This window comes from Streptomyces lunaelactis (assembly GCF_003054555.1).
Lineage (GTDB): Bacteria > Actinomycetota > Actinomycetes > Streptomycetales > Streptomycetaceae > Streptomyces > Streptomyces lunaelactis.
In genome coordinates, this window is record NZ_CP026304.1 from 2451509 (window position 1) to 2477193 (window position 25685).

The following is a 25685-nucleotide window of genomic DNA, read 5'->3' on the forward strand; positions in this document are numbered from 1 at the left end:
ATGCCCGAGATGGCGGAGGCGACCACGCCCCCTGCCGACCGCTCCCTCGCGGCGCCGGGTTCGGCAGGAACGTAACAAGGATGAAAGAGAGCGGAAAGACCTTGCGGCAATTTTCTGCAAGAGCGGGGGATCGTTACATCCACGTGTCCTGAGAGTTGCCATTGCATCGCTTGACGGCGGCCACTTCGGCCGCTCCAGGCGCTTCACAGAGTGCTGCAAACGTCTTTCGCAAGGTCTTGCAGGGCTGATATTTTGGTCCCCGAAGCACCGTCACCCCGGGCCCGCACCCACGTTGACCTCGTTAGTTGTACGTCCCCCCCGCCCCCGCACCGTACGAGAGGGACCCATATGACACACGAACTCACTTCCGCGGTCGGTCTCCCCGGCCCCACCGCAGCCGAGGCGCCGCGCCCTGCAAGCTCTTCCATCAAGAGCAGCGACTGGTGGCGCGATGCCGTCATCTACCAGGTGTACGTGCGTTCCTTCGCCGACAGCGACGGCGACGGCGTAGGAGATCTGCGCGGAGCCACCCGGCGCCTGCCCCATCTCGCCCAGCTCGGCATCGACGCCGTATGGCTCACGCCCTTCTACGCCTCCCCGCAGGCCGACGGCGGCTACGACGTGGCCGACTACCGGGCCGTGGACCCGCTCTTCGGGGATCTCGCCGACGCCGACGATCTCGTACGCAGCGCCCACCAGCTGGGCCTGAAAGTGATCGTGGACGTCGTCCCGAACCACACATCGGACCGGCACCCGTGGTTCTCGGCCGCGCTCGCGGACCGGGACGGGGGTGCGGCCCGCGAGCGCTATCACTTCCGCCCCGGCAAGGGCGCGGCCGGCGAGCTGCCGCCGAACGACTGGGAGTCGGTCTTCGGCGGTCCCGCCTGGACCCGCACGCCGGACGGGGCCTGGTACCTCCACCTCTTCGCACCCGAGCAGCCCGACCTCAACTGGGAGAACGCGGAGGTGCACGAGGAGTTCGACTCGGTTCTGCGCTTCTGGCTGGACCTCGGCGTCGACGGCTTCCGCATCGATGTCGCGCACGGCATGGTCAAGGCCGCCGGACTGCCGGACATCGGCCACAAGGAACAGGCCAGGCTGATCGGTTCCCAGACGCTGCCCTTCTTCGACCAGGACGGGGTGCACGAGATCCACCGCTCCTGGCGCAGGCTCCTCGACTCCTACCCCGGGGAGCGGATCGGTGTCGCCGAGGCCTGGGCGCCCAGCCCGGACCGGCTCGCGCTGTACGTACGTCCCGACGAACTGCACCAGGCCTTCAACTTCCAGTTCCTGCGGTGCCCGTGGGACCCGGAGGCGATGCGCAACGTGATCGACGAGTCACTCGCCGCCACCGCCTCGGTGGGGGCGCCCACCACCTGGGTGCTCTCCAACCACGACGTGGTCCGCCACCCCACCCGCTACGGCGGCGGGGAGCGGGGGCTGCGCCGCGCCCGCGCGGCCGCGCTGCTGATGCTCGCACTGCCCGGCTCGACGTACATCTACCAGGGCGAGGAGCTCGGACTGCCCGAGGTCACCGATCTGCCGAGCGAGGTGCGCCAGGACCCCGCCTTCTTCCGCGCGGCGGGGCAGGACGGTTTCCGTGACGGCTGCCGGGTGCCGATCCCGTGGTCCGGCCACAAGGCACCGTTCGGCTTCGGCCCCGGATCCAGCTGGCTGCCGCAGCCGGACAGCTGGCGGGAGCTCTCCGTCGAGGCCCAGACCGGCGACCCCTGCTCGACGCTGGAGCTCTACCGCTCCGCGCTGACGCTGCGCCGTGAACTGCCGGGCGGCCCGATGCGATGGCTGCCGGCTCCGGACGGAGTGCTCGCCCTGTCCCGTCCGGGCATCGTCTGCACGCTCAACACCACGGCGTCGGAGATCGAACTGCCGCTGCCGGGACGGCCGCTGCTCTCCTCCGTACCGCTGGAGCCGACGGGTGACACAGCACCTCTGGAGCCGACGGGTGACACAGCCCGTATTCCGGCTGATTCCTGTGCGTGGTGGGCAATCTGACGTGCGACCGGTACAGTCCAATCCCGTGACCGCACGGCTTGCCGACATCGCAGCCCAGGCGGGGGTCAGCGAAGCCACAGTCAGCCGCGTGCTCAACGGCAAGCCCGGTGTGGCCGCGGCAACCCGCGAATCCGTACTCGCGGCGCTCGACGTGCTCGGCTACGAGCGTCCGGTGCGCCTGCGCCACCGCAGCGCCGGCCTGGTCGGTCTCATAACACCGGAACTCGACAACCCGATCTTCCCGGCACTCGCCCAGGTCATCGGCCAGGCCCTGACGCGGCAGGGCTACACCCCGGTCCTCGCCACCCAGACCCCGGGCGGCTCCACCGAGGACGAGCTCACCGAAATGCTGGTGGACCGCGGGGTCTCCGGAATCATCTTCGTCTCGGGCCTGCACGCGGACACCACCGCCGATATGCAGCGCTACGACCAGCTGCGCGGCCAAGGTGTCCCCTATGTCCTGCTGGGCGGCTTCTCGTCCAAGGTGAAGGCCCCCTTCGTCTCGCCCGACGACCGGGCCGCGATGCACCTCGCGGTGACCCATCTCGTCTCGCTCGGCCACACCCGGATCGGTCTGGCGGTCGGCCCGAAGCGCTTCGTCCCCGTGCTGCGGAAGATCGAGGGCTTCCAGCAGGCCATGGAGAGCCAACTCGGCCTCGCCCCCGAGGAGTCCGAGGACCTCATCCAGCACTCCCTCTACACGCTCGAAGGCGGTCAGGCCGCGGCAAGCGCCCTGATCGGGGTCGGGTGCACCGCCGTGGTCTGCGCGAGCGACATGATGGCGCTCGGCGCGATCCGGGCCGCCCGCGGGCTGGGCCTGAAAGTGCCGCGTGACGTGTCCGTGGTGGGCTTCGACGACTCCCCGCTCATAGCGTTCACGGATCCGCCGCTGACCACCATCCGGCAGCCCGTGCAGGCCATGGGGCAGGCCGCCGTCCGTACCCTCCTGGAGGAGATCGGCGGCACTCCTGCCCCGCACAGTGAGTTCGTCTTCATGCCTGAGCTGGTGGTTCGCGGCTCTACGGCGTCGGGACCCGGAGCCGTGGGGCGTTCTTGAGTCGTCCGCAAGGTGTAGCAGGTGCGTCGGGAACCCGACCGGGGGATGATCGGTCGGTGGGCAGTATCTGGCAGACTCTCGTCCCATGGGTGAATCGACCGTGAAGACTATGGAAGGCCGGACGGCTACCCCGTCACCCATGGTGGATCCCATGGTGGACGAGGCCGCCGACGCACCTCTGCGTACCGACGCACCTCTGCGTACTCGGCTGCGCACGCAACGGTCACCCCGCCGCCCGCGGATCTGGTTCGAAGTCCTGCTGATCGCTGTCAGTTACTGGACGTATTCGCTGGTCCGCAATGCCGTGCCGGAGCAGAAGGCGCAGGCGCTGCGCAACGCGGACTGGATCTGGGATGTCGAGCGCTCGCTGGGCCTGGCGGTGGAGCAGTCGGTCAACCAGGCCGTGAATTCGGTGACATGGCTGATCGTTTCGATGAACTACTACTACGCCACCCTGCACTTCATTGTGACGATCGGTGTGCTGGTGTGGCTCTATCGCGGGCATCCGGGCCGTTATGCGGCGGCCCGCCTTGTCCTTTTCGCGACGACGGGTGTGGCACTCGTCGGTTACTACCTGTATCCGCTCGCGCCGCCTCGGTTGATGAACGGCCAGAACTTCATCGACACGGTCCTGGTCCACGACACCTGGGGCTCGATGGCCTCGGGCAACCTCAAGAACATGTCGAACCAGTACGCGGCGATGCCGTCGATGCACATCGGCTGGTCCCTGTGGTGCGGGCTCATCATCTTCGCGGTGGCCTCCGCGCCCTGGGCGAAGATCCTCGGCATGCTCTACCCGACGGCGACGCTGGTGGTCATCGTGGCCACCGCCAACCACTTCTGGCTGGACGCCGTGGGCGGCATGATCTGCCTGGCGTTCGGCTTCGCCCTCTCGTACGCCTGGTACCGGGCGCTGCCGCATCAGCTGCCGAAGCTGGTGGAGGACACGGACAGGCTCGGGCGCCTGCTGCCCCGTTTCAACGCCAGTACGTGATCTTCCTCAACTCCAGTACGTGATCATCGGACGGGGCAAACCCCTGTTCCGGGAGTCGGATGCCATGACCAGTCTGCGGCTCGCCGAGTCCCGGACCTTCGGCAACGGGGTGGTCCTGCTCCGGTACGAGCGTGCCGAGGGTTCCTCGCCGGGATGACCTACGCCCCGTAGAACAGCTCCTCCACCACCGCACGCGCCCTCCGTGTCGTACGCCGGTAGTCGTCCAGCATGTCGCCCACGCGCCCCGGGCCGTACCCCAAGTACCGCCCCACCGCCCCCAGTTCCCGCCCGTCGGAGGGGAATGTGTCGCCCGCGCGACCGCGCACCAGCATCACGCCGTTCCGCACCCGCGTCGCCAGCACCCAGGCCTCGTCCAGGATCTGCGCGTCCTCCGTCGAGATCAGTCCCGCCGCGTGCGCGGCCGCGAGCGCGTGCCGCGTCCGGGTCGTCCGCAGGCCCGGCTCCGCCCAGCCGTGCTGCATCTGGAAGAGCTGGACCGTCCACTCCACATCGCTCAGCCCGCCCCGGCCCAGCTTCGTGTGCAGGGTGGGGTCCGCGCCCCGCGGCAGCCGTTCGGACTCCATCCGCGCCTTGAGCCGGCGGATCTCGCGTACCGCGTCCTCCCCCAGTCCCTCCGCCGGATACCGCAGCGGATCGACCAGCTCCACGAAGCGCCGCCCCAGGTCCGCGTCGCCCGCCATCGGTTCCGCCCGCAGCAGCGCCTGGCTCTCCCACACCAGCGACCACCGCCGGTAGTACGCCTCGTAGGAAGCGAGCGTACGGACCATGGGCCCGCTCTTGCCCTCGGGACGCAGATCCACGTCGATCAGCAACGGCGGGTCCGCCGTGGGGAGTTGCAGCAGCCTCCGCATCTCCGCGATCACCGTGTTCGCGGCCCGCGTCGCCTCCTGGTCGTCCACGCCCTCGCGCGGCTCGTGGACGAAGAGCACATCCGCGTCGGAGCCGTAACTCTGCTCGTGGCCCCCGAAGCGCCCCATGCCGATGACGGCGAACCTGGTCGGCAGGGTGTCGTCCCACTGCTCGCGCACGGCGGCCCGCAGCGCGCCCGCGAGCGTCGCCGCGTTCAGGTCGGTCACGGCGTTCCCGACCCGGTCCACCAGCGCCCCGGGGTCGGCCTCCGCCGGGCTGTCCTCGGTGCCGTACGAGCCGATCAGATCCGCCGCGGCGGTACGGAACAGCTCCCGCCTGCGCACGCCACGCGCCGACGCGACCCCGCCCTCCGTCGTCTCCGCGCGTCCGACCGCCGCCAGGATCTCCTGCTCCAGCGCGTCCCTCCCGCGCGGCCCGAGGCCCTCCGGATCGCCGAGCAGGGCCACCGCCTCCGGCGCCCGCAGCAGCAGATCGGGGGCGAGCCGCCCGGCGGACAGGACCCGCGCCAGGTTCTCCGCGGCCGCGCCCTCGTCCCGCAGCAGCCGCAAGTACCAGGGCGTCTTGCCGAGCGCGTCGGACACCTTGCGGAAGCCGAGCAGACCGGCGTCCGGGTCGGCCGAGTCCGCGAACCAGCCGAGGAGGACCGGCAGCAGGGTCCGCTGGATCGCGGCCTTGCGGGTGACGCCGGACGACAGGGCCTCCAGATGGCGCAGGGCCGCGGCGGGATCCGCGTAACCCAGCGCTTCGAGCCGCTGCCCGGCCGCCTTCGGACTGAGCCGGGTCTCGCCGGGCGCGAGCTGCGCGACCGCGTCCAGCAGCGGCCGGTAGAAGATCTTCTCGTGCAGCCGCCGCACCACCGACGCATGCCGCTTCCACTCCTTGTTGAGCTCGGCGACCGGGTCCGTACGCAGCCCCAGTGAGCGCCCGAGACGGCGCAGATCCGCTTCGTCCTCCGGCACCAGATGCGTTCGCCGCAGCCGGTACAGCTGGATGCGGTGCTCCATCGCGCGCAGGAAGCGGTACGCCGCATCGAGCTGCGCCGCGTCCGCCCGGCCCACGTATCCGCCGGCCGCCAGCGACTGCAGCGCCTTCAGCGTGGTGCCGCTGTGCAGCGTCGCGTCGCTGCGCCCGTGCACCAACTGCAGGAGCTGTACGGCGAATTCGACGTCCCGCAGCCCCCCTGGGCCCAGCTTGAGCTCGCGGTGCACCTCGGCGACGGGGATGTTGTCGACGACGCGGCGGCGCATCTTCTGCACGTCGGCGACGAAGTTCTCGCGTTCGGCGGCCTGCCACACCAGCGGTGAGACGGCCTCGACGTACTCCTCGCCGAGCATCGGGTCACCGGCGACCGGCCGCGCCTTGAGCAGCGCCTGGAACTCCCAGGTCTTGGCCCAGCGCTGGTAGTAGGCGAGATGGCTGGAGAGCGTACGCACCAGCGGGCCGTTGCGCCCCTCGGGCCGCAGATTGGCGTCGACCGGCCAGATGGTGCCCTCGATCGTCGTCTCGGAGCAGATCCGCATCAGATGGGAGGCCAGCCGGGTCGCGGCCTGCATGGCTTTGCTCTCGTCGGCTCCCTCCACCGGCTCGCCGACGAAGATGACGTCCACGTCGGAGACGTAGTTGAGCTCGTGGCCGCCGCACTTGCCCATGGCGATGACGGCGAGCCGGCACTGCGCCGCGTCGGCGGGGGCGGCTGTACGGGCGATGGCGAGGGCAGCCCGCAGTGTGGCCGTCGCGAGGTCGGCCAGTTCGGCGGCAGCCTGGGCGACATCGGTCGTACCGCACACATCGCGGGCCGCTATGGACAGCAGGCACCGCCGGTAGGCGATCCGCAGCGTGACCGGGTCGGTCGCGTCCGCGAGGCCGCGTTCGAACTCCTCGACGCCCGGGTGCAGATCGGCCGCCTCGTAGGTGACCAGGGCATGCCAGTCGCGCGGGTGGCGGGCCAGATGGTCACCGAGCGCCTCGGACGCGCCGAGCACTCCGATCAGCCGGTCGCGCAACGGTTTCGCGGAGACGAGGGTGCCGAGGAGGGTCTGCCGCTCGACGGGGTCCTGCGCCTCCACCAGGCGTACGAGACCACGCAGCGCGAGATCGGGGTCGGAGGCGGCGCCGAGTGCGTCGAGGAGCACCGGGTCGCCGCGTACGGACGACATGTCGGGGAGGTCGAGGAGCCGCTCGGCGGCGGAGGGATCGGTGAAGCCGTGTCGGAGCAGTCGGGTGAAGGTACTGCTTCTGCGCCCCGGCACCGTCATCCCGTCGTCTCCCGTCCATACCGTGTCCCGAACGATCGGCCGACCGATCAAGGTCCGGATTCGAGCCTAGGCCCTGTCCGGCCGATCCTGCCGGGTAGGGGCGCGCGGTGGAACCCCGTGATCCGCGGCGTTCCGGCCACGCGGGGCTCGTGGACCGGTCCGCGACTCCTTGCGGGCGAGGGGATCGACAGCGGGGTCACCTCGGTGCGGCCGGCCTGGACTGCCGCCCGGACTTCCCCGGGGCCGCTTAGCGATGAATAGGGGCGCCGGCCGCGGTCTACACATTCGGTGACCCTGAATCGAAAGGACCGCGCCATGCCCCCGATCGCTCCCCTGACCACGCTGGACCCCCGGTACAGCGACGAGAAGGCCACCGCCTCCGACTGGTCCCAGGCGGTCGCCCGCCTGAGCAGCGCCGAGGTCTTCTGGCTGTCGACGGTACGGCCCGAGGGCCGTCCGCACGTCACCCCGCTGATCGCCGTCTGGCACGACGGCGGGCTGCATTTCTGCACCGGCGCCGAAGAGCGCAAAGCCAAGAATCTCCGCGACAATCAGGAGGTGGTCCTCACCACCGGAGCCAATGCCCTCAATGAGGGCTACGACGTGGTGGTGGAGGGCACGGCGACGCGCGTGAGCGACGAGAAGCGATTGCGTGCGCTGGCCGCGGCGTACGTCGAGAAGTACGGCACGGACTGGACGTTCGAGGTCCGCGACGGCGCGTTCGCCGGCGACGGCGGGCCCGCCCTGGTCTTCCGGGTGGAGCCGCGTACCGCGTTCGGTTTCGGCAAGGGCGACCCGTACGCCCAGACCCGCTGGCAGTTCACCCAGTGAAGGGAACACCGCGATGGAACTGACCCTCGAAGTGGTCATGGTCCCGAGCTCCGACCTGGACCGGACGAAGACCTTCTACGAGAAGGGGTGCGGCTTCAACGTCGACCTCGACCAGGAAGTGGCCCCGGGCATCCGCATCATCCAGATGACCCCGCCCGGCTCCCGCTGCTCGATCTCCCTGGGCAGTGGCCTGCCCGACCCGCCTGGCCAGTCGGCCATGACCCCCGGCTCGCTCCAGGGCCTCCAACTGTGCGTGACGGACATCGCGGCGGCCCACGCGGAGTTCACCGAGCGGGGCGTGGAGGTCAGCCCCGTCCAGCACGTCGGCGCGACGGGCTGGGAGGACGGCCCGGGCGATACGTGGAACTCGTTCGCGTTCTTCAAGGACCCCGACGGCAACGGCTGGGTCCTCCAGGAGGCCCCGGCGCCACTCTCCGAGCGCTGAGGAGACACAGGCATGGACTGGACGCTCGAAGTGATCGTGGTCCCCGTCTCCGACGTGGACCGGGCCAAGGAGTTCTACAGCGACAAGCTCGGCTTCCACGTCGACATCGACACCCATGTGACCAAGGAGATCCGCATCATCCAGCTCACCCCGCCCGGCTCGGGCTGCTCCATCGTCATCGGCGAGGGCATCCCCACCCCTGGCGGCCGCGCCCCGGAGCCCGGCTCCTACGTCGGGCTCCAGCTCGTTGTCGCGGACATCAAGGCGGCCCACGCCGAGCTGGTCGAGCGGGGCGTGGAGGTCTCCGACCCGATCGAGGTCGCACCGGGCGACGGCGGGACCTTCCTGTACTTCGAGGACCCGGACGGGAACGCCTGGGCGGTGCAGGAGTACCGCGTACGAGCCACTCGGCCGCTGTACGAGGTGCTGCGCCCCAAGGACAGGACCTGAGCGGTGCGCCTCAGTGGACGAGCGTGTAGCTGCGCCACGGCTGGGCGCCCGGCACGATGCTGTCGGTGAGGGTGGTCGGGAGGTAGATCGTCTCACTGCCGGAGCAGTCGCGGTTCCGGTACAGGACCATGTCGATCATGGTGTTGTTGACGACCACGGTCGCGCCCGAGGGCGCCAGGCGGTGGCAGCCGTTGACCGAGGGGTTCGACACGGTCACAAGGGCGTCCCTCTCCGTCCCGTAGGAGATCGTTCCCACCGCATTGCGGCCGAGGCCGGAGCAGCCCGCGACGGCGAGGGTCAGGAGCGCTGCGCCGACGGCTGCGCCGAGGCGCCGGTGATCGGTCACGGACATGGGCCGTCCTCGTCTGTGCGGGAAAGTCCTGGTGAGGGCCACCCTGCCGGTTTCCCGGCGGGGCGGCATCCGGTGAGCGGCCGGTCGGGCGACAGCCCCGCCACGGCCGCCGCCCGGGGGTGCTGCGGAGGACCCACGACCGGGCGTCGGACCTCCTCGTCCAGGCTCGCACCTTCCGGTATCCCGGACTGGTCCAAAGGCGCATTCCGGTCGTCGCATCAGTCGTCGAGGACTTCCAGGTCGAGCCGTGCCAGGCGCACCGGGTCGGCCAGGATATCGATTTCGACGATCTTCCCGTCGCCGAACGTGAGGCCCATCACCGACACCGGCTGTCCCTCGGGAGCCGTGACAACTCCCGGGACCCCATTGACGAGTGCCGGCCGGGCGAACGTGGCGAACCGCGCGAACATGAGCGCCTGCCCGGCCACCGCCCGCGCACCGCGCACCAGTTTCGATACGCCCGGCCCCATCGCCCCGGTGTCGGCCCGCAGCACGACATCCGGGTCGAGCAGTGCGACGAGCGCCTCGAAGTCGCCGCCGCGCGAGGCGGCGAGGAAGGCGTCGACGACCTCGCGCTGACGCGTCACGTCGCGCTCGGGAGCCGGCGCGGCTCCCTGCACCCGGCGGCGGGCGCGGCTCGCGAGCTGCCTCGCCGCCGTCGGGGTGCGGTCCACGATGGGCGCGATCTCGTCGAAGGGCACGGCGAACAGGTCGTGCAGGACGAACGCGAGCCGCTCGGCCGGCGGCAGGGTCTCCAGGACCACGAGCAGCGCCAGACCGACCGAGTCGGCCAGGAGCACCTCGTGCTCGGGGTCGACTCCGTCGATGCTGCTGACGATCGGGTCGGGCACGTACACATCGAGCGGGTCCTCGCGGCGCGAGGCGCGCGTACGGAGCATGTCGAGGCACACCCGCCCGACGACCGTCGTCAGCCATCCGCCCAGGTTCTCGACCTCGCTGGAGTCGGAGCGGCCGAGCTTGAGCCAGGCCTCCTGGACGGCGTCGTCGGCCTCGCTGAGCGAGCCGAGCATCCGGTAGGCGACCGCCCTCAGGTGGGTGCGGTGGGCCTCGAAGCGCTCCGCCAGAAACTCTTTCTCGTCCATCGGTCACACTCTCCCGTCGCGTTACGTCAGAGCTATGACGGACGAACCCCAGCGGATGTGACGACACACCCCGAGCCCCTGGAGGGCGACATCATGGAAGCACGGATGAAGAACCCGGCAGTGATCATTCCCGCGGCCATGCCGGCCATCCTCAACGTGTTCAAGGCGACCAAGCAGGGCGGCGTACCGGAGGCGACGCTCGAGCTGGTCCACCTGCGCGCGAGCCAGATCAACGGGTGCAGCCCCTGCGTCGAGCAGGGTGCGCGCACCGCCAAGAAGGCGGGTGAGACCGATGAGCGGCTCTTCACGGTGGCGGCCTGGCGCGAGGCGCCGTACTTCACCGATGCCGAACGCGCCGCCCTCGCCCTCACCGAGGCCGCCACCCGGCTCAGCGACCGGAGCGATCCGGTGCCCGACGAGATCTGGAACGCGGCCGCCGACCACTACAACGAGGAGCAGCTCGCGGCCCTGGTCCTGCTGATCGGCGTGACCAACCTCTTCAACCGGCTCAACGCGACGACCAGGCAGATCGCCGGGGCGGCCTGGTAGCCGAGAACGCCACCCAACGGTGGCGGGGCCGACGGCGGACAGGCCGTCGGCCCCGGCACTGTCGCGCTTACAGCACCGGCAGGCTCTTGCGCAGCTCGAAGGCCGTGACCTCGCTGCGGTACTCCTCCCACTCCTGCTTCTTGTTGCGCAGGAAGAAGTCGAAGACATGCTCACCCAGCGTTTCGGCGACCAGCTCGCTGCGCTCCATCAGTGTGATGGCCTCGCCGAGGTTCTGCGGCAGCGGCTCGATCCCCATCGCCCGGCGCTCGGCGTCCGAGAGCGCCCACACGTCGTCGTCCGCGCCGGCCGGGAGTTCGTAGCCCTCCTCGATGCCCTTCAGGCCCGCCGCCAGCAGCACCGCGTACGTCAGATACGGGTTGGCGCCGGAGTCGATCGAGCGGACCTCGACCCGGGCCGAGCCCGTCTTGCCCGGCTTGTACATCGGGACGCGGATCAGTGCCGAGCGGTTGTTGTGGCCCCAGCAGATGTACGAAGGGGCCTCGCCGCCCGCGCCCGCGCTGCGGGCCGAGCCGCCCCAGATGCGCTTGTAGGAGTTCACCCACTGATTGGTCACGGCCGAGATCTCGGCCGCGTGCTTGAGCAGGCCCGCGATGAAGGAGCGGCCGACCTTGGAGAGCTGGTACTCCGCGCCCGACTCGTAGAAGGCGTTCCGGTCGCCCTCGAAGAGCGAGAGGTGGGTGTGCATACCGGAGCCCGGGTACTCGCTGAACGGCTTCGGCATGAAGGTCGCCTGGACGCCCTGCTCCAGCGCGACCTGCTTCATGACCAGGCGGAAGGTCATGATGTTGTCGGCGGTGGAGAGTGCGTCCGCGTACCGCAGGTCGATCTCCTGCTGTCCCGGCGCGCCCTCGTGGTGGCTGAACTCCACCGAGATGCCCATGGATTCGAGCATGGTGATCGCCTGCCGGCGGAAGTCCATGCCGACGTTCTGCGGGGTGTGGTCGAAGTAGCCGGAGTTGTCGGCGGGGGTGGGCCGGCTGCCGTCCAGCGGCTTGTTCTTCAGCAGGAAGAACTCGATCTCCGGGTGGGTGTAGAAGGTGAAGCCCAGGTCGGAGGTCCTGGCGAGGATGCGCTTCAGTACGTAGCGGGGGTCCGCGAAGGAGGGGGAGCCGTCCGGCATCAGGATGTCGCAGAACATCCGCGCCGTGCCGGGGGCCTCGGCGCGCCAGGGCAGGATCTGGAAGGTGCCCGGATCCGGCTTGGCGATCATGTCGGACTCGTAGACCCGCGCGAAGCCCTCGATCGCGGAGCCGTCGAAGCCGATCCCCTCGTCAAAGGCCTGTTCCAGCTCGGCGGGAGCCACCGCGACCGACTTCAGAAAGCCGAGCACATCGGTGAACCACAGGCGCACGAAGCGGATGTCGCGCTCCTCGAGCGTACGGAGCACGAATTCCTGCTGCTTATCCATTTCCACCCATCCTTGCTGGTCAAGCCGCCTGCTACGGACGAGCATGCCATCCGAGAGTTTCAGGCGCGTTGCGGACCGCGTCCTGTGCCACCGCGCCGATACCGCCGTACCGGCCGATGCCCGCTGTACCGGCTGAGCCCATTGTGGGTCAGAGCTTCCCGCGAGACGACCCTGAGGCCCCCTTGGACCCTGTCCGCGGCTCCTTCCCGGACGGTGCGGTGGCTGTTTACCGGCCTTGGCAGCCCCGTATGAGGTGCGGAGCGCGGCCGCGCACTACCATCTGCGCCCATGGGGGGTTCACCGCTCAACCACATCGCGCGCACCGCGCGTCCCATGGCACTCCTCAGTGCCGCGGCGACGCTCCTCGGCGCGCTCTTCATCTGTGTGAGCCCGCCCTCCCCGCACCACAACGCCTCGCCGGACATCCGGACCGCGTACACCTGCCCGTACGACAACGGCGCCTGCGGTCTGCTGCCGCTCGTCGAAGCGGCCGTGCTCACCGCGCCGCCGCACGATGCCCCGCTCGAGGCCGGCGCACTGCCCTCACAGCTCGACCCGTCGGCCTCCGCCGGCCGGCCGACCCGCTCCGGAGCGCAGCCTCGCGCCCCGGACCTTCACGTTCTTCAAGTGCTGCGGACGTAACAGGTCCCGCCTCCCCCAGCCTCTTGATCACCGCAGACTTCACGAAGGACGACAACCACCATGGCTTCCCGCACGAACGACCGCCGGGCCCGAATAGAGCAGATGCGCAAGGCCGAGCAGGCCCGCGAGCGCCGCAGTCGCATCATCACGATCAGCATCAGCGCCGTCGTCGTCGCCGGCCTCGTCGGCTTCGGCCTCTTCGCCCTCAACAAGGAGTCGGACAAGAAGGATCAGGAGGCCGCCGCGGCCAAGGCTCCCGTCACCGGCGAGAAGACCTGGGACGCGAAGAAGCTCGGCCGTACCCATGTCACCAAGGCCGTCACCTACCCGATGAAGCCGCCGGTCGGCGGCGACCACGATCAGGCGTGGATGAACTGCAACGGCGACGTCTACAAGGAGGCGATCCCCGACCGGAACGCCGTCCACTCGCTGGAGCACGGCGCGGTCTGGGTGACGTACAACGACAAGGCGCCGGCAGGCGATGTGACCAAGCTCGGCGAGAAGGTCAAGAAGACGCCGTACTCGCTGATGAGCCCCGTCAAGGACCAGTCCGGGGCGATCATGCTGAGCGCCTGGGGCAAGCAGGTCACGGTCGACAGTGCCGACGACCCGCGCGTGGACCAGTTCTTCACCAAGTACGTGCAGGGCGCGCAGACTCCCGAGCCCGGCGCGGCGTGCACCAACGGTGTGGCCGGCGAGTGACCGGTATGACCCGTACGCACTGGGCGGCGATCACGGCGGTCGTGCTCGCGCTGCTCTTCGCGGGGGCCGCCACGGTGGCCTCCGCGGGCGGCGGCGGGGACGCCACGTCCCGTACGCCGTCGGCCGGTTCCGCGGACGCCGGCTTCGCCCGCGACATGTCGGTCCATCACCAGCAGGCGGTGGAGATGTCGTTCATCGTGCGGGACCGTACGAAGGACGACGAGGTGCGCCGGCTCGCGTACGACGTCGCCAACACACAGGCCAACCAGCGCGGGATGATGCTGGGCTGGCTGGATCTGTGGAGCCTGCCGAAGATCTCCACGGACAGTGAGCCGATGGCCTGGATGGCGCAGGACGGTGCGCAGAGGGGGCACGGCGCGCATGCCGGAACCGGCGGGCATCAGGTGAAGGACGGCTCGCTGATGCCGGGCATGGCGACCAGGACCGATCTGGAGAGGCTCGGCAAGGCGGGCGGCAAGCAGGCCGAGATCGAGTATCTCCAGCTGATGATCATCCACCACAACGGTGGGATCTCCATGGCCGAGGGCTGTGTGAAGCTCTGCACGGTCGATACGGAGCGGAATCTCGCCCAGGGGATGGTCGACGCCCAGCGCTCGGAGATCGAGCTGATGGTCGACCTGCTGCACAAGCGCGGCGCGGAGGCCCGTACGTCCTAGGTCCGTCCGGCGGAGCTCTCCCCGAACTGGGGCTCCGCCCCAGACCCCGCGCCTCAATCGCCGGCGAGGCTGACAAAGTCAGCCCGTCCGGCGATTGAGGACACGGCCGAAGACCGGCTTGGCCCGGCGGCAGCTCGCCCCAGGTCAGATAGACGAAGCGCTCGCCGCGCCGGCCCTGGACGTAGGGCCTGTCTTCTGGATCAGGCCGGATCAGGGAGCGGCCCGCCGCGGAGCGGCTGATGTCACTGCGGTGCGTGCAGATGCAAGGCGGAGGAAGGAGTCCACGCGGAGCGTAGGCGACTGACGACAACGCAGCAGATGTGCGTGCCAGGGCACGCGAGCCCGGCAAGATCCGGAAGACAGGCCCTCAGGCACCGCGGAAGTCGGCGGTGCCGTCGGAGGCGGTGACGGTCTCGACGGGGATCTCGAAGACCGCCTCGGCCGCGTCGGCCGGCACCAGCTGGTCGGGGTCCTTGCCGCGCTGCGTGCCGACATGGATGTGCCGGTACTCGCCGCAGGCGCTGCCCGGCAGCTCTCGGCCGGTGATCCGGAGGGTCAGCTCTGCCATGCCGGAGGGCTCCTTCCACACGTTCGACCCGCTGCGGTCGCGTACTCCGAACGGCCCAATGACAATGGGGTGGCTCGGGGCGTACGGCACTCAGGAGGTACGAACCCCATGACCACCGCCAGAGACATCATGCACCCCGGGGCCCAGTGGATCCCGGCCCACGAGACCCTCGACCGGGCCGCGCAGCTGATGCGGCAGCTCGATGTGGGGGCGCTGCCCATAGCCGACGCCGACGAACGGCTCTGTGGCATCCTCACCGACCGCGACATCGTCATCGGCTGTGTCGCCATGGGCCACGACCCGTCGAAGGTCACCGCGGCCGACATGGCCAAGGGCACACCGCGCTGGATCGACGCCGGTTCCGACGTGGACGCGGTGCTGCAGGAGATGCAGGGCCACCAGATCCGCCGGCTCCCGGTGATCGAGAACAAGCGCCTGGTGGGAATGATCAGCGAGGCCGATCTGGCCCACCATCTGAGCGACCAGCAGATCGCCGCCTGGGCGGAGCGGGTCTACGCGAACGGCTGAGGCCGCTCTTCTCGTACGACCTCCCCCGCGTCCCGTGCGTCGCCTGCGTCCAGGACCGCCCGGGCCACCGCGTCCGGGCGGTCCAGCATCATCAGGTGGCCCGCCGGATCGACCGCCTCGAAGCGGGCTCCGAGCTGCCGGGCCAGGGTGCGCTGCCGCTCCACCCAGCGCGCCCCGCCCGCCGTCGCGGCGAGGACGGTGACCGGGGCGCCGGGGAGGGCGTGGCGCTCGCGCAGGGCGAGGAGTTCGGCGGCGACCGCGAGGTAGTGGGTGTTCTCCAGCAGGGCGCCCTGGAGCACCCGGGAGGTCGCGTAGCAGCGGCGCACGAGTGCGGCCGGGGCCGGGTCGCCGCCGCCGGTGCGGGAGAGCCGGACCACGGCGCGGCGGGTGAGCGGCCCCAGGGCGGCGGGGATTCCGGCGGCGCTGAGCGCGCTGCCGACACCGTGTGCCACGGCGGTGCGGACCGCGGGCGCGGCGGGCACGCGCGCGTGCTCCTCGATGGACGAGTCGAGCAGGACGACGGCCGCGGTACGGGCGGGGTGCAGGCGGGCGAAGGCCTCGGCGTGGAAGCCGGCGATCGAGTGGCCGACGACGGTGGAGGGCCCGTCCAGGCCGAGCGCGTCGAGGATGTCCGCGATGCGATGGCCCTCACCGGCGGCGGACGGCGGTACGGCGGCCGGGCCGCTCAGCCCGTGTCCCGGCCGGTCGAAGCGGACGACGGTGCGGTACGGCGCGAGCAGCGGCACGACCTGGTCCCAGTCGAACCAGCTCATCGCGAGGCCCGCGCTCAGTACGCAGACCGGGCCGCTGCCCTCGACGACCACATGGTGCGGCACGCCTCCCACCCGTACAAAGGTCACTGTCTCTCCTCCCCCTCCCGCGCCGGGGACAGCGCGGGTACCGCCGACCAGCCTGCCACGAGGAGCACGTGGAGCCGCATGGGGTCATGATCGGCGGGGTGGAGGTGGGCCGCACGTCGGCATATACCGGGTGGGGGTAGGCTGACGGCCATGGAGACCGGTCGGCGCGCGCGGTACGGACGGCTGTTGCTGTTCGTGGTGCTGCTGTTCGGGATCGCCACGATGCACACGCTGGGGCACCCGGTGCTCGGTCACGGCGGCGGGACGCCGGAGCACACGGTCGCGTCCTCGACGATGCACTCGCCGACGGACATGGCGATGGACATGGCGATGGAGATGGCGCCCCTCGGGCACCAGCCCGCCGCCGATCCCGCCGATCTGCCGCCCGCCGGGAGGGAGTTGCCCGGCCCGGGCACGGACCCGATGACCGTGTGTCTCGCCGTGCTGGCCACCTTCACCCTCGTCCTGCTGGCCGCGGGGCTGCTCCGGACCGACCCCGTCGCCCTGCTCACGGCCCGGCAGGCCCGGATACTGCGCGCGCTGCGGCCCAACCCGCCTCCCCGCAAGACGCTCCTCGCCCGGCTGTCGGTACTGCGGATCTAGAACCGGGCACTGCTGCATGGGACCCTCCGCGCTCCGAGCGGTGCACCAGAAGCAGCAGACGCGCCCATCTGCACGCATCACCCCACACAGCACGAGGTGCACTCAGTCATGCCCCTTCACCACACGAGCATGTCCACTCACCCCACGCGCCGCGCCGTGCTCGGCGCCGCGATCGCCGCCGCCGGTACGGGAGTTCTTGCCGCCTGCTCCGACGCCTCCGGCTCTCCGGGCACGGACCACGGCCCGATGAACCACGGCAGCTCCACGGAGGCGACCCCGGCGGGCTATGTCGCCCCCGACGGCCCGGAGGTCGCCGCCGCCGAGGCGAAGCGCGGCTCGGGCCCGGTCCGCTCGGTCAGGCTGACCGCGACGGCCACCCCGCTCGATCTCGGCGGCGGCCGTACGGTCACGTCCTGGGCGTACGGCGACCGGCTGCCCGGCCAGGAGGTCCGCGTCACGGCGGGTGACACGCTCGCGCTCAGCCTCGCCAACAACCTGCCGCAGTCCACGTCCGTGCACTGGCACGGACTGGCCATGCGTAACGACATGGACGGCGTCCCCGGCCTCACCCAGAGCCCCGTCAAGGCCGGCGCCTCCTTCGACTACCGCTTCACGGTCCCGGACCCCGGGACGTACTGGTTCCATCCGCACTCGGGCGTCCAGCAGGACCGCGGGCTGTACGCCCCGCTGATCGTGGAGGACCCGAAGGAGCCCCTGAAGTACGACAGGGAGTGGGTCGTCATCCTGGACGACTGGGTCGACGGCATCGACGGCTCCACTCCGGACGGGGTCCTGGCGGAGCTGAGCGGTGGCATGGCCGACCACGCGGGCCATGCCGCTGCGTCCCCGACCGGGACGGTGAACGGGCCGTCCAGGGTGCTGATGGGCGCGACCAGCCCGCTGCTCGGCGGCGACGCGGGCGATGTCGCGTACCCGTACTACCTGGTCAACGGGCGCACGGCGGAAGCCCCTTCGGTCTTCGACGCCAAGCCGGGCGACCGGATCCGGCTGCGCATCATCAACGCCGGCGGGGACACGGCGTTCCGGGTCGCGCTCGGCGGCCATCAGCTGACGGTGACGCACACCGACGGCTTCCCGGTCCAGCATGCTCGGGCGGACGCGCTGCTGCTCGGCATGGGCGAACGGTACGACGTGCTGGTCACCGCGGGCGACGGCGTCTTCCCGCTCACGGCGGTCGCCGAGGGCAAGGAGGCGAAGGACAGGAAGGCGGCCGCGATGGCGCTGCTCCGCACGGGCGGCGGCACGGCGCCCACCGCGTCCGTACGGCCGAAGGAGCTCGCCGGGAAGCTGCTGACCGCCGACCGGCTCAAGGCGGCCGAGTCCGTGGCGCTTCCCGCGCGCAAGCCGGACCGCACGATCGAACTGCGACTGACGGGCAATATGGAGCAGTACAACTGGGCCTTCGACTCCGTGCCGTACACGCCCGATCAGCGCCACCCGGTCAGGGCGGGCGAGCGGGTCCGGCTGGTCTTCTCCAACAACACGAAGATGTGGCATCCGATCCACCTCCACGGCCACAGCTTCGCCCTCGGAGCTGACGCGGGCGGCGCCCGCAAGGACACCGCGAGCCTGCTGCCGCGCGGCAGGCTGACGGTGGACTTCGACGCCGACAATCCGGGCTTGTGGATGGTCCACTGCCACAACGTCTACCACTCGGAGGCCGGAATGATGACGGTGCTGGGGTACCAGAAGTAGGAGCCGGGGCGCCTCGCGCCGCCACGTGGGGCGCCCCACACCGGCACGTGGGGCGCCCCACACCACTCCGCCGGGACATCGCGTCAGAAGGACGATTACACTGGGCCGCGTGCCTCAACTACGCCTCGCTCTGAATCAGATCGACTCGACCGTCGGCGATCTCGCCGGCAACGCCGAGGCGATCGTGCACTGGACCCGGCACTCCGCCGAGCAGGGGGCGCATCTCGTCGCCTTCCCCGAGATGGTGCTGACCGGCTATCCCGTCGAGGACCTGGCGCTGCGGTCGTCCTTCGTGGAAGCGTCCCGGGCCGCCCTGCGCGCGCTCGCCGCACGCCTCGACGCCGAGGGCTTCGGCGAGCTGCCGGTCATCGTCGGCTACCTCGACCGCTCCGAGCGGGCCCAGCCCCGCTACGGGCAGCCCGCCGGGTCACCGCAGAACGCCGCCGCCGTGCTGCACCGCGGCGAGGTGGTGCTGACCTTCGCCAAGCACCATCTGCCCAACTACGGCGTCTTCGACGAGTTCCGCTACTTCGTACCGGGCGACACCATGCCGGTGATCCGCGTGCACGGCGTCGATGTCGCGCTCGCGATCTGCGAGGACCTCTGGCAGGACGGCGGCCGCGTGCCCGCGGCCCACAGCGCGAATGCCGGGCTGCTGGTCTCCATCAACGCCTCGCCGTACGAGCGCGAGAAGGACGACACCCGCCTGGAGCTGGTGCGCAAGCGCGCCCAGGAGGCCGGCTGCACCACCGCCTACCTCGCCATGATCGGCGGGCAGGACGAGCTGGTCTTCGACGGCGACTCGATCGTCGTCGGCGCCGACGGCGAAGTCGTCGCGCGCGCCCCGCAGTTCGCCGAGGGCAGCGTCGTCCTGGATCTGCACCTCCCCGCGGCCGGTGACATCCCCTCCGGCGTGGTCGACGACGGGCTGCGCATCGAGCACGTCGTCATCTCCGAGGAGCCGCTGCCCTCGTACGAGGCCGAGCTGGCCGGCGGCTACGCCGACCGTCTCGACGACGACGAGGAGGTCTACTCCGCGCTGGTCGTGGGCCTGCGCGCGTACGCCGCCAAGAACGGCTTCCGGTCCGTGCTGATCGGACTCTCCGGCGGTATCGACTCCGCCCTGGTCGCGGCGATCGCCTGCGACGCGCTCGGCGCGCAGAACGTGTACGGCATCTCCATGCCCTCGAAGTACTCGTCGGACCACTCCAAGGGCGACGCGGCCGAGCTGGCCCGCCGTACCGGGCTCAACTTCCGCACCGTACCGATCGAGCCGATGTTCGACGCGTACATGAGCTCGCTCGGGCTGACCGGGCTGGCCGAGGAGAATCTGCAGTCGCGGCTGCGCGGCACGATGCTGATGGCGCTCTCCAACCAGGAGGGCCACATCGTGCTCGCGCCGGGCAACAAGTCCGAGCTGGCGGTGGGGTATTCGACGCTGTACGGCGACTCGGTCGGCGCGTACGGGCCGATCAAGGACGTCTACAAGACGACGGTCTTCCGGCTCGCGAAGTGGCGCAACCGGGCGGCGGAGCAGCGCGGCCAGACCCTGCCGATCCCGGAGGCCTCCATCACCAAGCCGCCGAGCGCGGAGCTGCGCCCCGGCCAGGTCGACACCGACTCGCTGCCGGACTACGACGTACTGGACCGGATCCTGGAGCTGTACGTCGACCGGGACCAGGGCAAGGACGCGATCGTCGCGGCCGGCTTCGGCGAGGAGCTGGTGGCGAAGACACTGCGGATGGTGGACACGGCGGAGTACAAGCGGCGCCAGTACCCGCCGGGCACCAAGATCTCGGCAAAGGGCTTCGGCAAGGACCGGCGGCTGCCGATCACGAACCGCTGGCGCGAGACGACGCACTGACCTGCTGCTCAGCGGTACGGGGGCTTCCTGCGGCGATGACGCGGGAGGCCCCCTTCGTCGTACCGCCGTCGCCGCGGTCCGGCAGGCCCGCCGTCACCGCGATCGCCAGACCGGCGGCCGCGAGGACCGCGCCGACCAGGGCCGGGGACGTCCAGCCCCAGCCCGCCGCGATGGCCACGCCGCCGAGCCAGGCACCGCCCGCGTTGGCGAGGTTGAAGGCCGAGTGGTTGGAGGCGGAGGCGAGCGTCGGGGCGTCCTGCGCCTTCTGCATGACCAGCATCTGCAGCGGCGTGGTGGTCATGAAGCCGACCGCGCCCAGCAGCACCACCAGGGCCAGGGCGGCCCACTGGATGTGCGCGTGAAGCGGAAGGCGACCAGCACCAGGGCGAGGGCGGCGAGCGAGCCGTACAGCGTGGGGCGCAGGGCGCGGTCGGTGAGCGGGCCCGCGGCCAGCGCGCCCAGCGTCATGCCGATGCCGAAGAGGGCGAGGACGAGGGTCACCGAGGACTCGCCGAAGCCCATCACCTCGGTGGTCATGGAGGCCAGGTAGGAGTACACCGCGAAGACTCCGGCGAAGCCGAGGACCGCGGTCAGCAGGCCGAGCAGCACCTGACGGTTGCCCAGCGCGCGCAGCTCGCGGCCCACGCTCTGGTGCGCGTCGACGGGTACGTACGGAATGAGCCGGGCGAGCGCGGCCATCGCGACGAGGCCGATCACCGTGACGACCAGGAAGGTGGCCCGCCAGCCGAGGTGCTGGCCGAGGAGGGTGGCGGCGGGTACGCCGACGATGTTGGCGACGGTCAGGCCGAGGAACATGGTGGCCACGGCGCGCGCCTGGCGCCCGTCCGCGACCAGCCTGGCCGCGACGACCGCGCCGACGCCGAAGAACGCGCCGTGCGGCAGCCCGGCGAGCACCCGCCCGGCGATCAGCCAGCCGAAGCCGGGGGCGAGGGCGGATGCGAGGTTGCCGACGACGAAGAGCGCCATCAGGAGCAGGAGCATCCGCTTGCGCGGTATGCGGGAGCCGAGGGCGGTGAGCAGCGGGGCGCCGATGACGACGCCGATCGCGTACGCGGAGACGAGGTAGCCGGCCGTGGGGACCGAGGTGTGCAGGTCGTCGGCGACGTTGGGCAGGAGGCCCATCATCACGAACTCGGTGGTGCCGATGCCGAAGGCGGATACGGCGAGCGCGAGCAGCGCGAGGGGCATGGAGGGCCTTTCGAAGTTAGTTCTCCTTCGAAACAAATCCTCGCACGCGGATTGTTCCTCGCGGTGAACGCGTGGTTGCCGTCACACAACTGGGGCGGCGCGCCCCGGACCCCCGCGCCTCGAACGCCGGAGTGGCTCGCTTTCGAGCCACAGGTCACATCTTGATGCGCGCCGCGATCGGCAGGTGGTCGCTGTCCGTCCGCGGCAGCGTCCACGACGACACCGGCTCGACACCCTTCACCATGATCTGGTCGATCCGCGCCATCGGGAACCCCGCCGGCCAGCTGAAGCCGAAGCCGTCGCCCGCCGCCCCCTGCGTGGAGCGCATCTGGGAGGTGACGGCGTTCAGCGAGCGGTCGTTCATCGTGCCGTTGAGGTCACCGAGCAGCACCGTCCTGCGGATCGGTTCGCGGGCGATCGCCTCGCCCAGCGCGTCCGCGCTGTTGTCGCGCTGGTTGGCGGTGAAGCCGGCGTTGAGCTTGACCCGTACGGACGGCATATGGGCGTTGAACACCGCGACCTCGCCCGCGGGCGTCGTCACCGTGGAGCGCATCGCACGGGTCCAGCCCAGCCGGATGTCCACGGCGCGGGTGTCGCTCATCGGGTACTTGCTCCACAGCCCGACCGTGCCCTGCACCGAGTGGTACTTGTACGTCCCGGCCAAGGCCTCCTCGTACGTGGAGACTTGGCCGCCCGGCAGCTCCTGCAGCGCCAGTACGTCCGCTCCCGAGGCGGCGACCTGTTTGGCCGTGCCCTGCGGGTCCGGGTTGTCCGCGTTGACGTTGTGCGTGGCGACCGTCAGATTGCCGCCGCTCGCGCCCGACTTGCCGGTGAGCAGCCCGCCGAAGAGATTGAGCCACACGATCAGCGGCACCAGCAGGGCGATCAGCGCGGTGGCCGAGCGCCGCACCAGCGCGACGACGAGGATCACCGGAACGAATACCCCGAGCCAGGGCAGGAAGGTCTCCGTGAGGCTGCCCAGGTTGCCGATGCGGTTCGGGATCTGCGCGTGGAAGATCATCAGCAGGGCGATCAGCACGGCGAAGCCCGCGAGCACGAGGCCGCGCTTCCAGATGCCGGGGTCGCCGCTCCAGCGGTCGAGCAGGCTCCGGACCCGGGGTCCGGTGCGCCGGTCCCCCGGGCCGCCGTTCCCGGTCTCCGTCATTTCCGCCTGCGCCATGAAGCTGTCCTCACTGCCTTGCCGTCACGCCGCCCTCGCCGTTGACCCTAGGCGATGACGGGCGTTTTCCCTGCCGTCACCGGACGGCCGTTCTGCCTCGATGACGACAGTGGGGCGCGTGGGGTTCCTCGTATCGGGCCAGGTGGGGACGCTGTGACAGAACCCGCACACTTCGGGCGGCGCGAAAAGACCGTTCTGTACGGCAGTTCAGCGCGGCGCGCGTACGCCCGCCAGCACCGCGTCGACGATCTGCTCCGCGCTGCCCTCCCCCGGCGTGCCGTCCGGCCGCAGCACGGTCCGTACGAGCATCGGGCCGACGAAGAGGTCGCCGAGCAGATCGAAGTCGATGTCCGCCCGGATCTCACCGTTTTCGATCCCCCGCCGCAGCACTTCGTCCATCAGCTGCCGGCGCGGGAGGACCGAGGTGCGGTGGTACATGTCCCACAGCTCGGGGTAACCGTGCATCTGCGCGAAGACGTTGTGCAGCAGGGCGGAGGAGCGTTTGGCGAGGCCGCGTTGGCGCAGCATCTCGATCATCGCGACCAGATCGTCGCGGACCGACGTGCCGGGCAGCGGCGGGTCCACCGGCTCCATGGAGCGGACGACGTCGACGAGGAGGGCTTCCTTGCCCTTCCAGCGGCGGTAGATGGTGGCCTTGCCGACGCCTGCCGTGCGGGCGATGCGTTCGATGGAGAGCTCCGAGAGCGGCAGGCCCTCCTCGAAGAGGCGCACCACGGCCTCGACGATCGAGCGCTCGACGGCTTCACTGCGGGGCCGCCCGCGCCGCTGCGCGGGCGAGGAGGATTTCGCACCGGAGGCGCCAATAGCGGAGGCGCCAGTACCGGAGGCGCCACGGCCCCGCGCGACCTCCGCTGCCGGCCGCGGTGCGCGCCCCGCGCCAGAGTCGGCGCCCTCGCGCCGGCCCCTCTCGTGCTGCTCCCTCACGGGCACGTCCACTCCGCCTCTCGCCGTCGTCAATGCCGTTCGATTCTCGCTGATGACGGGCGTACGAACGCCGGTCAGCGCCCGGCGCCGGTCACCACCCGCTCGCTCCCGTCCTCCTGTTCCGCCTTCGGCCGGCCCGGCAGGAAGAGCGCGACCACCACCGCGCCGATCAGCGCAACCGCCGCCGCGCTGAGCGCCGTCAGATGCATGGCGTGCAGGAACGCCTCGTGCGCCGGGCCGATCAGGGCCTTGCCCGCGGGGCCGAGCTTCTCCGCGACGCCGAGCGTCGCCTCGATCGACTCGCCCGCAGCCTCCCGGGCGCCGCTCGGGAGCACCTCGAGGTGCCCCTCGATCCGGCTGCGGTACTGCGTGGACAGCAGCGAGCCGAGTACGGCGACGCCCAGCGCCCCGCCGACCTGGCGGAAGGTGTTGGTGACCGCGGAGCCGGAACCGGCCTTCTCGCGGGGCAGCGCCTGCATCACGGCCACGGTCACCGGCGGCATGATGTGCGCCATTCCGGCGCCCTGGGCGAAGAAGACCACTTCGAGCACCCATACCGGGGTGGAGGCGTCGAAGAACGCGAAGGCCGAGAGCCCGGCCGCGATCAAGAGCATGCCGGCCGTGCAGACCGCACGGGCCCCGAAGCGGTCCACGACCAGCCGGGCGCGCGGCGCGAAGACCATCTGGGCCACGGCCAGCGGCACGATGAGCAGTCCGGCCTCCAGCGCGCTGTAACCGCGCACGCTCTGCAGATAGAAGGCGGCGAAGAAGGTCACGCCCATCAGCGCGAAGAAGACCAGCGCGATGGCGGCGACGGCCGCGGAGAAGGCCGGCTTCTTGAAGTACGCGATGTCGATGGCCGGATGGCTGCTGCGCTTCTCGTGCAGGACAAAGGCGACGAGCACGACGAGACCCCCGAGCAGCGGGAGCAGCACGGAGGCCGCGGTGAAGTCGGAGAGCTCACCGCCGCGGATGATTCCGTACACCAGCAGGACCAGGCCGACGACGGAGAGCACCACGCCGAGGGGGTCGATACGGCCGGGGTTCGGGTCCTTGGAGTCCGGGACCAGCAGGATCATCGCGATCAGCGCAATGATCACGATCGGGACGTTGACCAGGAAGATCGAGCCCCACCAGAAGTGCTCGAGCAGGATTCCGCCGGTGACCGGGCCGATGGCGATGGCGAGGCCCACACCGCCCACCCAGATGCCGATCGCCTTGGGCTGCTCGTCACGCTCGAAGACATTCATCAGTACGGCGAGGGTGGCGGGCATCACAAAGGCCGCGCCGAAGCCCATCACCGCGCGGTAGGCGATGAGTTCGGTGGGCGATCCCGACATCGCGGCGAGGGCCGAGCCGACTCCGAAGACGAGGATGCCGAAGAGCAGCACCTTCTTGCGGCCGATGCGGTCGCCGAGCAGGCCCGCCGTGAAGAGGAGTCCGGCGAAGACGAGCGTGTAGGAGTTGATCGCCCACTCCAGCTCGCTCTGCGTGGCGCCGATACCGACGGGCTCCGGGGTGGCGATCGTCTTGACCGCGACATTCAGGATCGAGTTGTCCAGCACGACGATGAGCAGGCTGAACATCAGAACGACGAGGATCGCCCAGCGACGGCGGTGGACGGCTTCGGATATGCGCGGTACGGCAGCTGCGCCGGACGGAGTCGACATGATCCCCAGCCTAGCGTCATTTCGATACGAGACCGTCTCGTATAGGAACACTTTACCGAACGGACGGGTCCCCTTCCCCAGGGGCGGCACGAGGTGCCACCATGGAGGAGATCCGGGGACGCCGTCAGGGCGCCACGAGATGACAAAAGGAG

The 25685-nt window shown here is 70.4% G+C and carries 23 protein-coding genes and 2 pseudogenes; 15 read left to right on the top strand and 10 right to left on the bottom strand.

From position 1 onward, the window contains the following. The first annotated feature begins 348 nt into the window (after positions 1–348). The 4 genes and pseudogenes from SLUN_RS11040 to SLUN_RS42315 form a co-directional block, all read left to right on the top strand. Positions 349–2013 carry a glycoside hydrolase family 13 protein gene (locus SLUN_RS11040; protein ID WP_108148327.1) on the top strand — a complete coding sequence of 555 codons (1665 nt, stop codon included), beginning with the start codon at positions 349–351 and terminating at the stop codon, positions 2011–2013. Positions 2014–2038: 25 nt separating this feature from the next. After that, complete coding sequence (locus SLUN_RS11045; protein WP_175258334.1) at positions 2039–3070, top strand: LacI family DNA-binding transcriptional regulator; 1032 nt, start codon at positions 2039–2041, stop codon at positions 3068–3070. 85 nt (positions 3071–3155) lie between these two features. Beyond that, a complete protein-coding gene (locus SLUN_RS11050) occupies positions 3156–4064 on the top strand; it encodes a phosphatase PAP2 family protein (RefSeq protein WP_108148328.1) in 909 nt (302 codons plus the stop codon). Positions 4065–4083: 19 nt separating this feature from the next. Further along, positions 4084–4221: pseudogene (locus SLUN_RS42315) on the top strand (dihydrofolate reductase family protein); the annotation flags it as partial. Between the two features lies 1 nt (position 4222). Here the strand turns inward: SLUN_RS42315 and SLUN_RS11060 are convergent. Further along, entirely contained in the window at positions 4223–7210 is a 2988-nt protein-coding gene (locus SLUN_RS11060; protein WP_108148329.1) for a bifunctional [glutamine synthetase] adenylyltransferase/[glutamine synthetase]-adenylyl-L-tyrosine phosphorylase, read from the bottom strand. 315 nt (positions 7211–7525) lie between these two features. Between SLUN_RS11060 and SLUN_RS11065 the strand changes: the two genes are divergently transcribed. Genes SLUN_RS11065 through SLUN_RS11075 form a run of 3 tightly spaced genes read left to right on the top strand, consistent with a single transcriptional unit; the run spans position 7526 to position 8936 of the window. Beyond that, positions 7526–8041 carry a pyridoxamine 5'-phosphate oxidase family protein gene (locus SLUN_RS11065; protein WP_108148330.1) on the top strand — a complete coding sequence of 172 codons (516 nt, stop codon included), beginning with the start codon at positions 7526–7528 and terminating at the stop codon, positions 8039–8041. 13 nt (positions 8042–8054) lie between these two features. After that, positions 8055–8486, top strand: a complete 432-nt coding sequence (locus SLUN_RS11070; protein WP_108148331.1) for a VOC family protein — start codon at positions 8055–8057, stop codon at positions 8484–8486. A gap of 12 nt (positions 8487–8498) precedes the next feature. After that, entirely contained in the window at positions 8499–8936 is a 438-nt protein-coding gene (locus SLUN_RS11075; RefSeq protein ID WP_108148332.1) for a VOC family protein, read from the top strand. Positions 8937–8946: 10 nt separating this feature from the next. On the opposite strand, the gene SLUN_RS11080 is transcribed toward SLUN_RS11075, so the two are convergent. Beyond that, positions 8947–9288, bottom strand: a complete 342-nt coding sequence (locus SLUN_RS11080) for a hypothetical protein (protein WP_108148333.1) — start codon at positions 9286–9288, stop codon at positions 8947–8949. A gap of 218 nt (positions 9289–9506) precedes the next feature. After that, positions 9507–10391: an RNA polymerase sigma factor SigJ gene (gene sigJ, locus SLUN_RS11085; protein WP_108148334.1), complete on the bottom strand. Its 885-nt coding sequence runs from the start codon at positions 10389–10391 to the stop codon at positions 9507–9509. Between the two features lie 93 nt (positions 10392–10484). Here sigJ and SLUN_RS11090 point away from each other — a divergent pair, with 93 nt between their 5' ends. Further along, a complete protein-coding gene (locus SLUN_RS11090; RefSeq protein WP_108154664.1) occupies positions 10485–10940 on the top strand; it encodes a carboxymuconolactone decarboxylase family protein in 456 nt (151 codons plus the stop codon). Between the two features lie 67 nt (positions 10941–11007). On the opposite strand, the gene glnA2 is transcribed toward SLUN_RS11090, so the two are convergent. Beyond that, positions 11008–12369 carry a gamma-glutamylpolyamine synthetase GlnA2 gene (gene glnA2, locus SLUN_RS11095; RefSeq protein ID WP_108148335.1) on the bottom strand — a complete coding sequence of 454 codons (1362 nt, stop codon included), beginning with the start codon at positions 12367–12369 and terminating at the stop codon, positions 11008–11010. 288 nt (positions 12370–12657) lie between these two features. Between glnA2 and SLUN_RS11100 the strand changes: the two genes are divergently transcribed. Genes SLUN_RS11100 through SLUN_RS11110 form a run of 3 tightly spaced genes read left to right on the top strand, consistent with a single transcriptional unit; the run spans position 12658 to position 14390 of the window. Further along, positions 12658–13011 carry a hypothetical protein gene (locus tag SLUN_RS11100; RefSeq protein ID WP_108148336.1) on the top strand — a complete coding sequence of 118 codons (354 nt, stop codon included), beginning with the start codon at positions 12658–12660 and terminating at the stop codon, positions 13009–13011. Positions 13012–13071: 60 nt separating this feature from the next. Next, positions 13072–13713 (top strand): thioredoxin-like domain-containing protein, encoded by a 642-nt coding sequence (locus SLUN_RS11105; protein ID WP_108148337.1) that lies wholly within the window; start codon positions 13072–13074, stop codon positions 13711–13713. Between the two features lie 5 nt (positions 13714–13718). Continuing rightward, positions 13719–14390, top strand: a complete 672-nt coding sequence (locus SLUN_RS11110) for a DUF305 domain-containing protein (RefSeq protein WP_108154665.1) — start codon at positions 13719–13721, stop codon at positions 14388–14390. Between the two features lie 367 nt (positions 14391–14757). Here SLUN_RS11110 and SLUN_RS11115 read toward each other — a convergent pair whose 3' ends face one another. Further along, the gene (locus tag SLUN_RS11115; protein WP_108148338.1) at positions 14758–14958 is read right to left on the bottom strand and encodes a DUF5990 family protein; all 201 of its coding nucleotides are present in this window, start codon (positions 14956–14958) and stop codon (positions 14758–14760) included. 108 nt (positions 14959–15066) lie between these two features. Between SLUN_RS11115 and SLUN_RS11120 the strand changes: the two genes are divergently transcribed. Continuing rightward, entirely contained in the window at positions 15067–15486 is a 420-nt protein-coding gene (locus SLUN_RS11120; protein WP_108148339.1) for a CBS domain-containing protein, read from the top strand. Here the strand turns inward: SLUN_RS11120 and SLUN_RS11125 are convergent. Next, a complete protein-coding gene (locus SLUN_RS11125) occupies positions 15471–16346 on the bottom strand; it encodes an alpha/beta fold hydrolase (RefSeq protein ID WP_108148340.1) in 876 nt (291 codons plus the stop codon). The genes SLUN_RS11120 and SLUN_RS11125 overlap by 16 nt on opposite strands. Before the next feature lie 150 nt (positions 16347–16496). Here SLUN_RS11125 and SLUN_RS11130 point away from each other — a divergent pair, with 150 nt between their 5' ends. From SLUN_RS11130 to SLUN_RS11140, 3 genes are all read left to right on the top strand, one after another. Continuing rightward, entirely contained in the window at positions 16497–16949 is a 453-nt protein-coding gene (locus SLUN_RS11130) for a DUF6153 family protein (RefSeq protein WP_108148341.1), read from the top strand. Positions 16950–17078: 129 nt separating this feature from the next. After that, positions 17079–18665 (top strand): multicopper oxidase family protein, encoded by a 1587-nt coding sequence (locus tag SLUN_RS11135; protein ID WP_108154666.1) that lies wholly within the window; start codon positions 17079–17081, stop codon positions 18663–18665. A gap of 109 nt (positions 18666–18774) precedes the next feature. Beyond that, complete coding sequence (locus tag SLUN_RS11140) at positions 18775–20529, top strand: NAD+ synthase (protein WP_108148342.1); 1755 nt, start codon at positions 18775–18777, stop codon at positions 20527–20529. On the opposite strand, the pseudogene SLUN_RS11145 reads toward SLUN_RS11140, so the two are convergent. From SLUN_RS11145 to SLUN_RS11160, 4 genes and pseudogenes are all read right to left on the bottom strand, one after another. Further along, positions 20498–21738: pseudogene (locus SLUN_RS11145) on the bottom strand (MFS transporter). The gene SLUN_RS11140 and the pseudogene SLUN_RS11145 sit on opposite strands and share 32 nt — an antisense overlap. A 154-nt stretch (positions 21739–21892) precedes the next feature. Next, positions 21893–22843, bottom strand: coding sequence for an endonuclease/exonuclease/phosphatase family protein (locus SLUN_RS11150; RefSeq protein WP_371413907.1), 951 nt, complete (start codon positions 22841–22843; stop codon positions 21893–21895). Positions 22844–23125: 282 nt separating this feature from the next. After that, complete coding sequence (locus SLUN_RS11155) at positions 23126–23743, bottom strand: TetR/AcrR family transcriptional regulator (protein WP_257153911.1); 618 nt, start codon at positions 23741–23743, stop codon at positions 23126–23128. A gap of 194 nt (positions 23744–23937) precedes the next feature. Then, positions 23938–25533 carry an MFS transporter gene (locus SLUN_RS11160; protein ID WP_108148344.1) on the bottom strand — a complete coding sequence of 532 codons (1596 nt, stop codon included), beginning with the start codon at positions 25531–25533 and terminating at the stop codon, positions 23938–23940. Between the last annotated feature and the right edge of the window lie 152 nt (positions 25534–25685).